This is a genomic window from Helicobacter sp. UBA3407 (assembly GCF_949747025.1).
Taxonomy (GTDB): domain Bacteria; phylum Campylobacterota; class Campylobacteria; order Campylobacterales; family Helicobacteraceae; genus Helicobacter_D; species Helicobacter_D ganmani.
In genome coordinates this window covers 1-13,991 of the sequence record NZ_CATKCB010000097.1, presented here as the reverse complement: position 1 = coordinate 13,991, position 13,991 = coordinate 1, and the positions used below count along the sequence as shown (strand labels likewise).

Below are 13,991 nucleotides of genomic sequence, written 5' to 3'. Positions count from 1 at the left end.
CCAAAGGAATGAAATGAAAGTTTTATTATTGCAAGATGTTAAAGGTTTAGGTAAAAAAGGCGATATTTGTGAAGTTAAAGATGGTTATGGAAGAAATTTTTTAATAGGCAAAGGATTAGCAGATTTTGCCACCAATGAAGTGATTAACCGCTACAAAGCAGCGCAAAAAAGAGCGGCGGAACTTGCGGCAGAAGAAAAATCTCTAATGGAAATGACTGCGAAAAAAATCTCTGAAATTGTAGTAAAAATCGTCCAAAAAGTAGGAGCAAATGGCTCACTTTATGGCGCAATTACCAAAGAGGATATTGCAGAATCTCTTGCAAAAGAACACCGCTTAGAAATAGACAAAAAAACGATTGAGCTAAAAACCCCCATTAAATCCACAGGAATTTATGAAGTAGAAATTAAGCTCGGACACGGAATCCACGCAACTTTAAAAGTTGATGTAGAGGCGCAATAATGTTTGAAGCAACAACAATTCTAGCTTACAAAAGCAATAAGGGGGCAGTGATTGGCGGCGATGGGCAAGTAACCTTTGGGAATTGCGTTTTAAAAGGAAATGCAACCAAAATCCGCACACTCTATAATGGCAAGATTCTAAGTGGATTTGCAGGAAGCACAGCAGATGCTTTCACTCTTTTTGATATGTTTGAACGAATCTTGGAAAACAAAAAGGGCGATTTGCTAAAATCTGTGATGGAATTTTCCAAAGAATGGCGCAAAGATAAGTATTTAAGAAGATTAGAAGCGATGATGATTGTGCTAGATAAAGAACATATTTTTATCCTTAGCGGAACAGGAGATGTTGTAGAGCCAGAAGATGGCAAAATCGCAGCTATTGGAAGTGGGGGTAACTATGCTTTAAGTGCTGCACGCGCATTAGATAGATTCCATAGCACATTAGAACCCAAAGAAATTGTATTAGAATCTCTCAAAATCGCTGGAGAACTCTGCATTTATACGAATACAAATGTCAAAATTTTAGAACTTTAAGAAAAATAGGAAAAATCGTGGAAAATATGACAGCAATGACACCCAAAGCCATCGTAGAATATTTAGATGAATACATTATCGGACAAAAAGACGCCAAAAAAGTCGTTGCGATTGCGCTTAGGAATCGCTACCGCCGCTTACAACTGCCCAAAGAGATTCAAGAAGAAGTAATGCCTAAAAATATCTTAATGATTGGCTCAACAGGTGTAGGAAAAACAGAAATTGCAAGAAGAATGGCAAAAATGATGGGTTTGCCTTTTGTTAAAGTAGAGGCTAGTAAATACACAGAAGTAGGATTTGTCGGGCGTGATGTAGAATCTATGGTGCGTGATTTGGTTGTAGCGTCTATTAACTTAGTCAAAGAAGAATATCGCCACAAAATCACAAAAGATATTGAAAAATATGTCCTAGATAAAATAATAGAAAAACTTATCCCTCCTCTACCCAAAGGAGCGAGCGAGCAAAAGATTGAAGAATATGAAAATGCAAGCAGCAAAATGCGCACCAAAGTACAAAATGGAGAAATGGACCATTTAAAAATTGAGATTGAAGTGCCCAAAAGAGCCTTTGAGATTGAAGATGGTAATATGCCTGCTGAATTTGCAAAAGTGCAAGAAACGATTGCCAAAGTCTTTATTGCCTCTCCTAGAGAGAATCCCAAAAAAGAAGTAACAATCAAAGAAGCAAAGGAGCTACTTAAAATTGAAGCGAGCGAAGCACTGCTTGACTTGGAAGCAATTAAACACGAGGGGCTTAAGCGCGCAGAAAACAGCGGAATCATTTTTATAGATGAGATTGATAAAGTCGCCGTCAGTAGCAATGGACAAAGTCGTCAAGACCCAAGCAAAGAGGGCGTGCAACGCGATTTACTACCTATTGTAGAAGGCAGTGTCGTGAATACCAAATATGGCAGCATTAAAACAGACCATATTTTGTTTATTGCCGCAGGAGCATTTTCTTTGAGCAAGCCTAGCGATTTGATTGCTGAATTACAAGGACGTTTTCCCTTGCGTGTAGAACTAGATAATCTAGATGAAGAGGTGCTTTATAAGATTCTAACACAGACAAAAAATTCTATTTTAAGACAATATGAAGCACTTTTGAATGTAGAAGGGGTTACTTTAAAGTTTGATGATTCTGCCATTCGGGCGTTGGCACATTATTCTCAAATAGCAAATGAAAAAACAGAAGATATTGGGGCTAGACGACTGCATACGGTGGTAGAACAAGTGATAGAGGAAATTAGCTTTGAAGCAGAAAACTATCAAGGACAAGAAGTAGAAATCACTGAATCCCTTGTAGCAGAGAAATTAGAAGCCCTTGTGGCAGATTCCGATGTAGCGCGTTATATTCTATAAAAATCTTGGAATCAATGAATTTGGAAAATCCTCATAATACTCTAATAGAAAAAACAGAATCCCAAGGGGTTTGTGATTCCACAAAAGCAGGATTTGCGGCTGTTCTTGGGCGTCCAAATGCAGGCAAAAGCACCTTTTTAAATACACTTGTGGGAGAAAAGCTTGCTCTTGTCTCCCACAAGGCAAACGCCACACGCAAACGTATGAATCTGATTCTTATGGAAGGAAAAACGCAGATTGTTTTTGTAGATACTCCCGGAATCCACACACAAGAAAAACTGCTTAATCAATATATGCTCCAAGAAGCACTCAAAGCAATGAGTGATTGCGACTTATTGTTATTTTTAGCCCCTGTTACAGACAAAATTCACTTTTATGAAGAGTTTTTAAATAATGCCAAAAAGCCACATATTGTCTTACTGACAAAAACAGATTCTGTTCCCAAAGAAGAGCTTTTAAAAACTATTAAAATCTATGAAAAATACCAAAAAAATTATCAAGCTTTGATTCCTGTCTCTATCAAAGATTTAGGAAGCTTAAAACGCGTAGTGGAAGTTGTGGCAAGGCTTATGCCACCAAATCCTTATTATTATGACCCTGAAATTCTTAGCCCAAATACCACTAAAGACATTGCAAAAGAGATGATTCGGGAAGCACTCTTTGATAATTTGAGTGATGAATTACCTTATGAAAGTGATGTACAAATCACATTATACAAAGAAAAACCACACATCCACCACATTAAAGCGACGATTGTCGTGCATAAAACAAGTCAAAAAGGTATGGTGATTGGCAAAGGTGGCGCGACACTTAAGCGCATTGGACGTGAAGCGCGTTTAAAAATAGAATCTTTCGTCAGACAAAAGGTTTTTTTGGAGATTTTTGTAAAAGTCATTCCAAGCTGGTGCAAAGAACGCGAAAGTCTTAAAAAAATGGGGTATAATTTTGAGGATTAATTACAATAAATGGAGTGTTTATGAGAATTTTTAAAGTCTTTGGGTTATTTTTGACAATCATAATGGCGCAAGCCAATGACTTTGAATGGGTAAAGATTTACAATGAAGGTGGCATTAAAGCACTAGAGCGCAAGATAGAATCCGTGATTCAAAGTCCTGCCTATTGGGAAGATGCCTTAAAATCACAAGATACGCGGTTTGGATATTATGAGGATTTGCAATATTTATTTATAGCAACCAAAAACAAACCGACTTTAAAGCTTTATTCTTTGGAAAACAAGCAATGGAATGAAAGACTTAATGTCAATAGTTTGGTTGGTTCTAAAGGCGGACATAAGGAGAAAGAGGGAGATTTAGCCACCCCTATTGGTGTTTATACACTTAATGCACGTTTAACAAATTTAGACCAATATTATGGACCTCTTGCTTTTAGCACAAGTTATCCTAACCTCTTTGATAGACTTCAAAAACGCACAGGGGGTGGCATTTGGATTCACGGAATGCCTCTTAATGGTAATCGTGAGGAGCTAAATACACGCGGTTGCATTGCGATTGAAAATGATATTTTAAGCTCGGCAGACAAGATTATCAATTACAGAGATTCTTTGCTTATCACTTATAATAACAATATAAAAGAAGTGAGTAAGAGTGATTTGAGTGTATTGCTAGCTAACTTATATGCTTGGAAGGAATCTTGGAAAACGAATGATGTGAAAAAATATTTAGGATTTTATAGCCCTAATTTTGTGCGTTTTGACGGAATGAAATTCAATGATTTCACACAAAACAAACAAAGAATCTTTGCAAAAAAAGAATCCAAACAAATTGTATTTTCTAAAATCAATATTACACCCTACCCTAATGAAGAAAATAGGAATTTATTTAGAATCTCATTTTTTGAAGATTACAAAGCTCCAAGCTACAATTTCCATGGCAAAAAAGAACTTTATGTGGAGTTAAAAGATTCTAAAATGCAAATTTTAGTAGAGCAATAAAGAGAGATGGCACAATTTTTTCCTCTTATTTCTGATATTTTTCTTTTTAAGATTCAGCCTACGGAGGGGGAGCTTGCTTTACTTCGTTTTCTTGAGGTTAATTTAGATGAACATTACGAAGTTTATTTTAATCCCTATTTGAATGGCGACCGCCCAGATATAATCATTTTAAGGAAAGAATGGGGAGCATTGATTATTGAAGTAAAAGATTGGAATCTTGAAAGCTATTTTATAGATGAGAACAAAAAATGGCGCGTACTCCACCAAAATACACTTGTCAAATCCCCAATTAGTCAAGTGTGTAAATATAAAGAAAATCTTTTTGAACTACATATTGACAATCTACTGAATTTAAAAATTAACAATATAAAGTATTTCAATATTGTAAAATGTGCCATATATTTTCATAAAGCAACAAAAGAACAAATAAATACACTGATACAACCATTAAAAAATGACAAATCCTTGCGTTTCAATATTGATTTATTAAGCAATGATTCCTTAACAAAAGAGAATTTTAATAAAATATTTTTCAAAACCCATTCCGCTCAAAATAAGCAATACTTTACAGATGAGATATACAACAGCTTCAAAAGAGTGCTGACACCGACATTTCATATGCAAAATGACGGAAACTTCATAGAATACAATAAAAAACAAAAAGAAATCATCTCCAAGCCAATAAAAGAAATGAGGGTAAAAGGCGTCTTTGGTTCAGGTAAAACAACCACTCTTGTTGCAAGAGCAGTAAAGACTTATCAAAAACTAAAAATGGATAAGTTACACCCAAAGATTCTTATCTTAACCTACAATTTGACGCTTAGAAATTTTATACGTGATAAATTAATTCAAGTGCATAGGGATTTCGAAATAGCAGATTTTACCATTATTAATTACCATCAATTCATCAAAGCAGAATTAAATAATATGGAAATTGAAATGGAAATACCCCACAAAAACAAAGGAATGGAGATTGAAGAATATTATGATAAATACTACTCCAATGAACAATTATTTGCTAAAAATAAAGACAAAATTATCCCTTATGATGCTATTTATATTGATGAAATACAAGATTATAAACGAAGTTGGATGAATATTATCAAAGATTCATTTCTCGCTCCAGAGGGAGAATATATTATTTTTGGCGATGAAAAGCAAAATATTTATGGTAATCCAATCAAAAATAAAGATATTATCACAAATATACTAGGGAGACCAACAGAATTAAAAATCTGCCACCGCTCAGATTCAAAAATTAGAGATTTGACATTAGAATTCCAAAAAACACTTTTTAGCAAGAAATATGAACTAGATAATATGGTGAATGAAAAAATAGGTGAGGGTCTCTTTGAGAAAGAAGGTTACACTAAATACACCTATTTTTTAAATATGCCCATTATCCCAACAATTTACGATATTATACGCGAAAATATATTGCACAAAATACATAATGTTTCCCCTAATGACATTACTATCCTTGGATACACTTTACCCTTATTAAGAGAGCTTGACTGCTATTATAGGATTCTATCAAGAGAAAATACCAAAACAATGTTTGAAACCACTGAAATAATGTATTTAAGCGCGCTTTCAGATAATGAAAAATGGCTTGATGCACTTAGAAACGAACTAGCAAGAAATAATTACCCCAACAACACAAAATTATCAGACGAACAAAATATAAAAATAAAAAAATTCATTGCCCAATTATTGTCTATTGCAGAACTTTACGCAAAATATCCAGAGAAGATAGAAAAATGCTTTAGTGAAAAATGTGAAAATTTTAAAATAGGATTCGATTTTTTTCTATCCTTTTTAAAGACAAATGCAAAAGAAATCCAAGGTTTTAGAAGCAAAGTAAATAAAGCAAACTATGAAATTATACGTAGAAATAAGAAAATTCACTTTTGGATGAATTGTGGAATGCTCAAAATCTCAACCATTCATTCCTTTAAAGGTTGGGAAAGTCAAGCGGTCTTTCTTATTATAGAAGATAAAACTACAAAAAACGAATTTGATGAGTTGCTTTACACAGGCTTCACAAGAGCAAGGGAAAATCTTGTCATTATCAATTTCGGGAATGAAGAATATCATAAAATCTTAAAACCAATGTTTGATAAAGTCAATAAGCAATAAATTAAGCTTGCTTTGCCATTAGTCTTGCAATGAGATTTTACTCAATAATCTTAGGCACAATAAAGAAATTTTCCTCTGCACTTGGAGCATTTTTAAGAATCTCTTTGGCGATTTCTAACTTGGATTCTACTTCATCTTGACGCATAGGCAATTTAGAATCCAAAGGGTTAAAAGACGCCGGAATCTTGTCCAAATCTAGCTTATTAATATTCTCAACAAAATTTACAATCTCACTTAAATGCTTTTTTGTCTCTTCTAACTTTCCTTCTTCTAATGTAATTCCGCCCAACTTGGATAATCGGTTTAACAAATCTGTATCAATTATCATTTAATTTCCTTATAATGTTTAAGATAAAGCATAAAAATTTTAATTGCACGTTTTAAGGCATATTCTATTTCACTCTCCTTTGGAGTTTGATAATTGGAATCCATTAAAGAATACATCCAATAAGGTTCAATCACAAGGTGAATCAGTATTCTTGCACATTCTTCAACTTCCTTTTGGTCAATGTCCAAATTCATTTCATCTTTATAAGCTTCAATGCCTTTGACAAAAAACAAATTTAAAACATTAGAAGTTTGGTTGAAAATTGTTGCAAACTTTGGATTATCATAGCATTCCAAAAGCATTAATCGCATAAAGCTTATGTTTTTAATATCAAGTATTTCACGAATCAAATGCAAACCAATATCATAAAAATACTTTTCTACCTTTAGATTGAAATTCATACTTTGGACATAAATTTTATTCAAAGATTCAATCAAATCCCTCCCGTTAAATTCCATAACCTTTGAGAATAAATCTTCTTTATTGCCAAAAATATTATAAATTGTCGCAAAAGAACCTCCTGTTTGCGCAACAATCATCTGAAGGCTTGTTTTTTTGTAGCCATATTTCAAAAATAACTCTGTTGCGACTTTTAGAATTTTTATTTGCTTTTGTTGCATTATCTGCATTTGGATTTTATTTGCTTTTGTTAAAACCCCTTGCGATTCTTTCTTAATAGTCTTTTTATTTGTTTTTTTTTGTATTTGCAACATTAAACCTTTCTAAAATTTTTATAAATTAAACAATGCAAAATTATCTGTTTAACTTATAAGCTAAAATTTATGATAATTTTACAAAAATAATGAGTTAATATCAACTGCATTTAAAAACTTTTAAATTATTATTTCTAAAAATTTTTAAGGAGTAGCGAGTGAAAAAAGAAACCAAAACTTACAGACCTAATGTCGCTGCTATTATCCTTTCTCCTAAATACCCCTTAACTTGTGAATTATTCATCGCAAGTCGGACAGATATTAAAAATGCTTGGCAATTTCCACAAGGTGGAATTGATAAATCTGAAACCCCAAAAGAAGCATTATTTCGGGAATTAAAAGAAGAGATTGGAACAAATAAAGTAGATATTATTGCGGAATATCCGGAATGGATTAGTTATGACTTTCCACCACAAGTTGTCAAAAAAATGTATCCTTATGACGGACAAATTCAGAAATATTTTCTAGTGCGATTACAAGAACAAAGAGAGATTGATATTGACACAGAAAAGCCCGAATTTGACGCATATAAGTTTGTAGGTGTCAATGATTTATTTAATCATATTACTTATTTTAAACGTCCTGTTTATAAACAGGTTTTAGAATACTTTAAAAGAAAGGGGTATTTATAATGCTAATCGTTCAGAAATATGGCGGAACAAGTGTTGGGGATTGCGAAAGAATCCAAAATGTCGCAAGACGCGTCATTGAAGCAAAAAAAGCAGGCAATGGCGTAGTGGTTGTTGTTTCTGCAATGAGCGGAGAAACGGATAAGCTATTGGGTTACACGAAGTTTTTTTCTCGTTTGCCAAATGTCCGTGAAACCGATATGGTATTAAGTGCTGGGGAACGCGTTACAAGTGCGCTTTTAGCGATTGCATTAGAAGAGTTGGGTTACAAAGCCATCTCTTTGAGCGGGAGAGGTGCTGGAATGATAACAGACGATTCGCACACCAAAGCACGAATAGAATCCATTGACACTGCACGTCTAAACGATTTGCTCGCCAAAGACTATATTGTCGTTGTTGCTGGATTCCAAGGCGTTACGCGCAAAGGAGAAGTTACAACGCTTGGACGAGGCGGAAGTGATTTGTCTGCAGTAGCACTTGCAGGTGCATTGCAAGCGGATTTGTGCGAAATTTACACTGATGTAGATGGTGTTTATACAACTGACCCGCGCATTGAGCCAAAAGCTAAAAAGATTGATAAAATCAGCTATGATGAAATGCTAGAGCTCGCCTCTATGGGCGCAAAGGTGCTTTTGAATCGCTCCGTAGAAATGGCGAAAAAACTCAATGTCAATCTTGTTACAAAAAATAGTTTTAACCACAATGAAGGAACATTAATCACAAAGGAAGAGGAAATTATGGAACACCCAATTGTAAGCGGAATCGCATTAGATAAAAATCAGGCAAGAGTAAGTATTTGCAATGTAGAAGATAGACCCGGAATCGCAGCAGAGATTTTTGGCGCATTGAGTGAGGCAAACATTAATGTGGATATGATTGTGCAAACTATTGGGAGAGACGGAAAAACCGATATAGATTTCACAATCCCTGAAGTAGAACTAGAGAATACCAAGCGTGTATTAAAGGCTTTTGAAAGCAATGTAGAAAGCATTGATTATGATAGTGATATTGCCAAAGTTTCTATTGTAGGCGTGGGTATGAAATCTCATAGTGGCGTGGCAGCAAGGGCATTCCAAGCACTTGCAGAAGACAATATTAATATTATGATGATTAGCACGAGTGAGATTAAAATCTCTATGGTGATTCGTTTAAAATACGCAGAATTAGCGATTCGCACTCTACACAATGTGTATGAACTAGACAAATAATCCAAATTATGCAAGATTTATCTAGCTGGACATTGCAAGCTTTGCGCTATGATGCAAGCCACCCAACTTGGCTTGAAGAGCGAAAATTTGAGTGGATTCCGTTAATCAAACGCGCCTTACAAAAAATTTTCAATGGCGAGAGTATAATTTTGATAACTGATAGAGATAGAGAATGGTTTATGAATTATGTGATTAGCTCCATCAATAAAACAAACAATCGCCCTTATGTGCCAATCATCAGCATTCAAACACTTTTTCCTCAATTAGATAAAACACACAAAGATGAAACGGAAATTTCTTTAATTAACGATTATTTGGATAATGTCTTTTCCCAAAAATATTTTTTCTGGTATGTGGGACATAATGACACAACGCGAGCAAAGCTTGCACTAAGCCACGAAGATGGTTTTCTGTGGATATTTGATACGCGTTTGCAAAATAGCTTTACTTTACAATCCACAGATTCTCTTGTGGATATTCACTTAATGCAAATGTATAGAATCTTTAATCTAACCTTGGAAGCCGCAATGTTTGGGCGTGTAAGCTTAGATTAATCTAGGATTTTTATGCGAGATTCTAACGCAATTCCTACTCTAAATCCCTCAAGCAATTCCAATCTTGGACGCATTTTACTTGTCAATCACCCCATTAGTGCAGCAGGCGAATACTATGAAAAACAAAATCAGCAAAATTATCGTCTCTTTTGTGCAGAGGAATTGACGATTGAAATCTCCCGTGCGATTATTGATGAAAGCTATATCGCAAGCGAAAAAACAAAAACCATTTTGATTGCCGCAAATTCTTTCAATATTTATGCTCAAAATGCTCTTTTAAAAATCTTAGAAGAACCTCCAAATGGAGTTATTTTTGTTCTTTATGCTAGAATGAAATCTCTGCTTCTTCCGACAATTCGTTCGCGCCTGCCCATACTCAATCACACAAACAAACAAAAATTACCTCCTTTTGCTTTGGATATTCGCACGATAAATTTAGAAAAAATTTATTTATTTTTGAAAGAAAAACAAAAAGAAATGAATAGTAACACCCTTAAAATAGAGATTCAAAGCCTTTATTTAGACGCGTTAAAAATTGGCTTACATTTTAATGTCAAGGAAACAAAAATATTTGAACGCGCACTGATATGGGAGCAGCAACACGAAAAATCACACCATATACTTTTGGTTTTGCTATTATTAATCTTGCGCAAGAAAAAACAAAATTTTGCTCGTCAAAACTTTTGATAGTTTAAAAGGACAACAATGGCATTTGTGCAGTATTTAGAAAATTGTGAAAACGAACTTAAAAACCTCCATTGCGAAGATATAGGTTACCAAATCTTACGCAACAAAACAAAAACCTTTTGCTTCTCTATCCAATCCCTAAAAGCACCTGCAGCAAATATTTTAAAACAAGAAGCTTTAGCAGTTGGTGCAGATTTTGCCTTGCCAAGAGATGCGATTCTTTATAAACGCGAAATTTACAATGGAATCCTAATGCTCAACCTCTCACAGAGCAAAGCACTACTAAAAAAACTTAAACTACAACCTTTTGAATTAAAACAAGTAGCACAAGATTTGGAATCCCACCTTAAATTTCATCGTTTTAAACCTAAAATTATGGGGATTATCAATGCAACTCCCGATAGTTTTTATCAAGATTCTAGGAAAAGTGCGCAAGAGGCAAAACTAAGAATCCTAGAAATGATACAAGAGGGGGTAGAAATTATAGACATTGGCGCGGCAAGCACACGACCAGGCAGTGCTTGGGTAAGCGAAGAGGAAGAAAAAGCGCGTTTAAAAAATATTTTAGATTTCATCAAGCAAGAAAAAATCAACGAAAAAATCATCTTAAGCATTGACACCTACACCCCAAATGTTGCAAGAATGTGTTTAGATTGTGGCTTTCATCTTATAAATGACATCACAGGATTCACCAAAAAAGAAATGATTGAGGCTGTGCGTGGCTATGATTGTGAATGTGTTGTAATGCATATGCAAGGAAACCCAAAAGAAATGCAAAACAATCCACATTATCAAAATCTATTTGTAGAGATAGATAAATTTTTTGAAACACAAATAAAAGCATTAGAAAAATCCGGAATCTCAAAAATTATCCTAGATATTGGCATAGGATTTGGCAAGACCTTAGAACATAATTTGGCACTTATTAAGCATTTAGGGCATTTTTTGCACTTTGGTTATCCTCTTTTGGTCGGCGCAAGTCGCAAAAGTCTGATTGATAAAATCACGCCTTGTAGTGCGGAGGAACGATTAAGCGGCACTCTTGCGATTCATTTAGAATCCCTAAAAAACGGCGCAAGCATTATTCGTTGCCACGATACAAAAGAGCATATTCAAGCACTCAAGACTTGGCTTGCCTTGCAAGAGACAAAACTTGACATTCCATCACAAGAGGTGATTTGATGAACAGACGCGAAATTATTTGGCAATTAAGCCAATATGGTTACACAAAAGAAAAGCTTGAAAGTATGCCGATGTCGGACCTTGCAAAACTTTTTAAGCAAACCTCCAAAGAACGCATTACAGAATATATGAATACCTTGCGCGCAGACAAACAAACAGAAATTATACCCGGAGAGGATTCAAATAATATTGAACGAGAAATGGAACTTGTCTATCACGCAATTTCGGTAGAAGACATTAATTTTGCGATTCTTTATGATGCAATAGAAAAAATCCTAGAAAAATACGATTTAAACGAAGCCATTGAGCTTGTGCTGTCTCAATCTAGTGATAAGCAATACAAACAAATGACGCAAATTACAGAAGTTGCTTATCGTTCTTTTCAAGAAATTCTGTTAGATAGAATTGAAAAGTTATGCGAATTTTATCCTGCAGAGGAACGATTTGAGCAGTTAAAATTTTATGGAGACCGCCGAGAAGACATAAACTTTTTGCGTGAAAGTATCGCAAATATGAGTGCGCAAAACAATCAAGAGCGTTTGAGCAAAATTGCTTTACTCAAATACGACATTATCCGTGATTATTACCCAGATTCTATGTATGAAAACTACGAACAATTTTATGAAAACGAAGAAGAAAAAAACGAGATTATTGAACGCATTATGTCTCTTACAAAAGCCTATACTCGCCCTATGCTCAAAGCCAAAAAATTTCAAGTGCTTTCGCATATTGAACGCGTTTTAATTGAAGACCGCGACAGAGAAAAAGAAGAAAAAGCACTAATTAAACAATATACAAAAAAACTTGGCGATGTGATTCTAAGCGAAGATGAACTCGCCTTTGCAATGATGTTAAAAGAAGCACTAAGTGTGTTAGATGAACGCGATGTTACACGCATTATTGGCAATTTTGATATTTCAAGCAATCCTATTTTATTGCAACGCTTTAATGCAATTATGCGCGACAACCGCCGCACAAACAAATAGAGGCAAAACAATGGAATCACAAATTAAACTTGAAAATATCAAAATAGAGCAAGGCTGGAAAGAAATTTTAAAAGATGAGTTTCTATCACCCTATTTTGCAGAGATTAAGGCACATTATTTGGAGGCTAAAACAAGCGGTGCGGTGATTTATCCTCCTGCAAAACTTATTTTTAATGCGTTTAATCTCACGCCCTTTGACAAGTTAAAAGTTGTACTCTTAGGACAAGACCCCTACCACCAACCTCATCAGGCAATGGGATTGTCTTTCTCTGTGCCTAGTGGGGTTAGGATTCCGCCCTCATTGCAGAATATTTATAAAGAATTACAAATGGATTTAGGAATTCCTCCTTGTCAAAGCGGAGATTTAAGCTCTTGGGCGCGCGAGGGTGTATTGCTCTTAAATAGCATTTTGAGTGTGGAAGCAGGCAAGCCCACCTCTCATCAGCATTTTGGTTGGCAACATTTCACTGATGCCGTGATTTCGCAAATCAACTTTCACTGCGAGGGAATTATTTTTTTATTGTGGGGAAATTATGCAAAAGCCAAAAAATCCTTGATTAACCCCAACAAACATTTTATTCTTGAGGCTGCCCACCCTTCTCCTTTAGCGCGTAGCGGGTTTTTGGGTTGTCAGCATTTTTCAAAAACCAATGCGATTCTTACACAACTTGGCAAAACACCGATTAATTGGAGGCTTGATTAAATATTAGAGTCCTCTATCAAGTTTTCGTTAAAAGGAATCTCTAAGGCTTTCACATTGCCAATCGCATTTCCTGCGATTCCTTTAATAGAACCATACATATCAATCGTATTTTCAAGCACCTTTTGAATCTGCTTTTCACGTTGCTTCCATAGTCTCTGCATTGCGCGTTTCTCGGAATCTAAATCACTCTGCATTTGTGTAAATCCCTCTACAATCGCTTCTATTTGCATTTTAAATTCAGAACTCGTGAGATATTGATAAAGCAAACCCATTTTATCCTGCTTGTTTTCTTGGGATTTTTGTGCGATTTGCACTCTTATCACGCCTTCTCTTAACACAGCACAAAGAGCCTTAAACTCCTCAAAGGTGCAAATCCACACACCATCTAGCAACCCCATTCGTTCTAGCTCCTTTGGCATTGTTTGACTAACAATCACACCCACATCTGCATTTTCCTTGCGCATATCTGCTTTAAACTTTTCAATCCACGCGCGCTGAAACTCCTTTGTGCGTTTGCTTTCGTAATAAATCTTGCCACAATTTGGAATCTCTCTTGTATG

General features: G+C 35.0%; 16 protein-coding genes. 13 read left to right on the top strand and 3 right to left on the bottom strand.

Features of this window, described 5'->3' with window-relative positions:
- The first annotated feature begins 13 nt into the window (after window positions 1-13).
- Genes rplI through Q1553_RS02460 form a run of 6 tightly spaced genes read left to right on the top strand, consistent with a single transcriptional unit; the run spans window position 14 to window position 6,441 of the window.
- Entirely contained in the window at window positions 14-460 is a 447-nt protein-coding gene (gene rplI, locus Q1553_RS02485) for a 50S ribosomal protein L9 (protein WP_115552089.1), read from the top strand.
- Window positions 460-993 carry an ATP-dependent protease subunit HslV gene (gene hslV / locus Q1553_RS02480; protein ID WP_297579759.1) on the top strand — a complete coding sequence of 178 codons (534 nt, stop codon included), beginning with the start codon at window positions 460-462 and terminating at the stop codon, window positions 991-993. Before rplI ends, hslV begins: the two co-directional genes overlap by 1 nt.
- Before the next feature lie 35 nt (window positions 994-1,028).
- Complete coding sequence (gene hslU, locus Q1553_RS02475; RefSeq protein ID WP_115552115.1) at window positions 1,029-2,351, top strand: HslU--HslV peptidase ATPase subunit; 1,323 nt, start codon at window positions 1,029-1,031, stop codon at window positions 2,349-2,351.
- A 14-nt stretch (window positions 2,352-2,365) separates the two neighbouring features.
- Entirely contained in the window at window positions 2,366-3,307 is a 942-nt protein-coding gene (gene era / locus Q1553_RS02470) for a GTPase Era (RefSeq protein WP_115552091.1), read from the top strand.
- Between the two features lie 20 nt (window positions 3,308-3,327).
- Window positions 3,328-4,302, top strand: a complete 975-nt coding sequence (locus Q1553_RS02465; RefSeq protein WP_115552092.1) for a L,D-transpeptidase family protein — start codon at window positions 3,328-3,330, stop codon at window positions 4,300-4,302.
- A gap of 6 nt (window positions 4,303-4,308) precedes the next feature.
- A complete protein-coding gene (locus tag Q1553_RS02460) occupies window positions 4,309-6,441 on the top strand; it encodes an NERD domain-containing protein (RefSeq protein WP_300842733.1) in 2,133 nt (710 codons plus the stop codon).
- 37 nt (window positions 6,442-6,478) lie between these two features.
- Here Q1553_RS02460 and gatC read toward each other — a convergent pair whose 3' ends face one another.
- Complete coding sequence (gatC, locus tag Q1553_RS02455; protein ID WP_115552094.1) at window positions 6,479-6,769, bottom strand: Asp-tRNA(Asn)/Glu-tRNA(Gln) amidotransferase subunit GatC; 291 nt, start codon at window positions 6,767-6,769, stop codon at window positions 6,479-6,481.
- A complete protein-coding gene (locus Q1553_RS02450) occupies window positions 6,766-7,479 on the bottom strand; it encodes a TetR/AcrR family transcriptional regulator (RefSeq protein WP_181881666.1) in 714 nt (237 codons plus the stop codon). Before Q1553_RS02450 ends, gatC begins: the two co-directional genes overlap by 4 nt.
- Window positions 7,480-7,640: 161 nt before the next feature.
- Here Q1553_RS02450 and Q1553_RS02445 point away from each other — a divergent pair, with 161 nt between their 5' ends.
- The 7 genes from Q1553_RS02445 to ung are packed head-to-tail and all read left to right on the top strand — an operon-like array spanning window position 7,641 to window position 13,431.
- On the top strand, window positions 7,641-8,114 hold the full coding sequence (locus tag Q1553_RS02445) for an RNA pyrophosphohydrolase (RefSeq protein ID WP_115552096.1): 474 nt from the start codon (window positions 7,641-7,643) through the stop codon (window positions 8,112-8,114).
- Complete coding sequence (locus tag Q1553_RS02440) at window positions 8,114-9,319, top strand: aspartate kinase (RefSeq protein WP_115552097.1); 1,206 nt, start codon at window positions 8,114-8,116, stop codon at window positions 9,317-9,319. The genes Q1553_RS02445 and Q1553_RS02440 overlap by 1 nt, the downstream gene beginning before the upstream one ends.
- Window positions 9,320-9,327: 8 nt before the next feature.
- Window positions 9,328-9,873: a HobA family DNA replication regulator gene (locus Q1553_RS02435; protein ID WP_115552098.1), complete on the top strand. Its 546-nt coding sequence runs from the start codon at window positions 9,328-9,330 to the stop codon at window positions 9,871-9,873.
- Window positions 9,874-9,885: 12 nt separating this feature from the next.
- Window positions 9,886-10,560 carry a DNA polymerase III subunit delta' gene (locus Q1553_RS02430; protein WP_300669481.1) on the top strand — a complete coding sequence of 225 codons (675 nt, stop codon included), beginning with the start codon at window positions 9,886-9,888 and terminating at the stop codon, window positions 10,558-10,560.
- 18 nt (window positions 10,561-10,578) lie between these two features.
- The gene (folP, locus tag Q1553_RS02425) at window positions 10,579-11,742 is read left to right on the top strand and encodes a dihydropteroate synthase (protein WP_115552100.1); all 1,164 of its coding nucleotides are present in this window, start codon (window positions 10,579-10,581) and stop codon (window positions 11,740-11,742) included.
- Window positions 11,742-12,728 (top strand): hypothetical protein, encoded by a 987-nt coding sequence (locus Q1553_RS02420; RefSeq protein WP_297579449.1) that lies wholly within the window; start codon window positions 11,742-11,744, stop codon window positions 12,726-12,728. Before folP ends, Q1553_RS02420 begins: the two co-directional genes overlap by 1 nt.
- A gap of 10 nt (window positions 12,729-12,738) precedes the next feature.
- Window positions 12,739-13,431, top strand: coding sequence for a uracil-DNA glycosylase (gene ung, locus Q1553_RS02415; protein WP_115552102.1), 693 nt, complete (start codon window positions 12,739-12,741; stop codon window positions 13,429-13,431).
- Here the strand turns inward: ung and Q1553_RS02410 are convergent.
- Window positions 13,428-13,991: DUF2130 domain-containing protein (locus Q1553_RS02410; protein WP_300842732.1), on the bottom strand; the 564-nt coding region annotated here is incomplete at its 5' end. The two genes, ung and Q1553_RS02410, sit on opposite strands and share 4 nt — an antisense overlap.

Bases quoted from the DNA above. Each gene is read 5' to 3' on its own strand.
- ung (WP_115552102.1), top strand. From the start codon at position 12,739: ATGGAATCACAAATTAAACTTGAAAATATCAAAATAGAGCAAGGCTGG.
- rplI (WP_115552089.1), top strand. From the start codon at position 14: ATGAAAGTTTTATTATTGCAAGATGTTAAAGGTTTAGGTAAAAAAGGC.
- Q1553_RS02435 (WP_115552098.1), top strand. From the start codon at position 9,328: ATGCAAGATTTATCTAGCTGGACATTGCAAGCTTTGCGCTATGATGCA.
- hslU (WP_115552115.1), top strand. From the start codon at position 1,029: ATGACACCCAAAGCCATCGTAGAATATTTAGATGAATACATTATCGGA.
- folP (WP_115552100.1), top strand. From the start codon at position 10,579: ATGGCATTTGTGCAGTATTTAGAAAATTGTGAAAACGAACTTAAAAAC.
- Q1553_RS02430 (WP_300669481.1), top strand. From the start codon at position 9,886: ATGCGAGATTCTAACGCAATTCCTACTCTAAATCCCTCAAGCAATTCC.
- Q1553_RS02420 (WP_297579449.1), top strand. From the start codon at position 11,742: ATGAACAGACGCGAAATTATTTGGCAATTAAGCCAATATGGTTACACA.
- Q1553_RS02440 (WP_115552097.1), top strand. From the start codon at position 8,114: ATGCTAATCGTTCAGAAATATGGCGGAACAAGTGTTGGGGATTGCGAA.
- Q1553_RS02465 (WP_115552092.1), top strand. From the start codon at position 3,328: ATGAGAATTTTTAAAGTCTTTGGGTTATTTTTGACAATCATAATGGCG.
- Q1553_RS02460 (WP_300842733.1), top strand. From the start codon at position 4,309: ATGGCACAATTTTTTCCTCTTATTTCTGATATTTTTCTTTTTAAGATT.
- gatC (WP_115552094.1), bottom strand. From the start codon at position 6,769: ATGATAATTGATACAGATTTGTTAAACCGATTATCCAAGTTGGGCGGA.
- hslV (WP_297579759.1), top strand. From the start codon at position 460: ATGTTTGAAGCAACAACAATTCTAGCTTACAAAAGCAATAAGGGGGCA.
- era (WP_115552091.1), top strand. From the start codon at position 2,366: ATGAATTTGGAAAATCCTCATAATACTCTAATAGAAAAAACAGAATCC.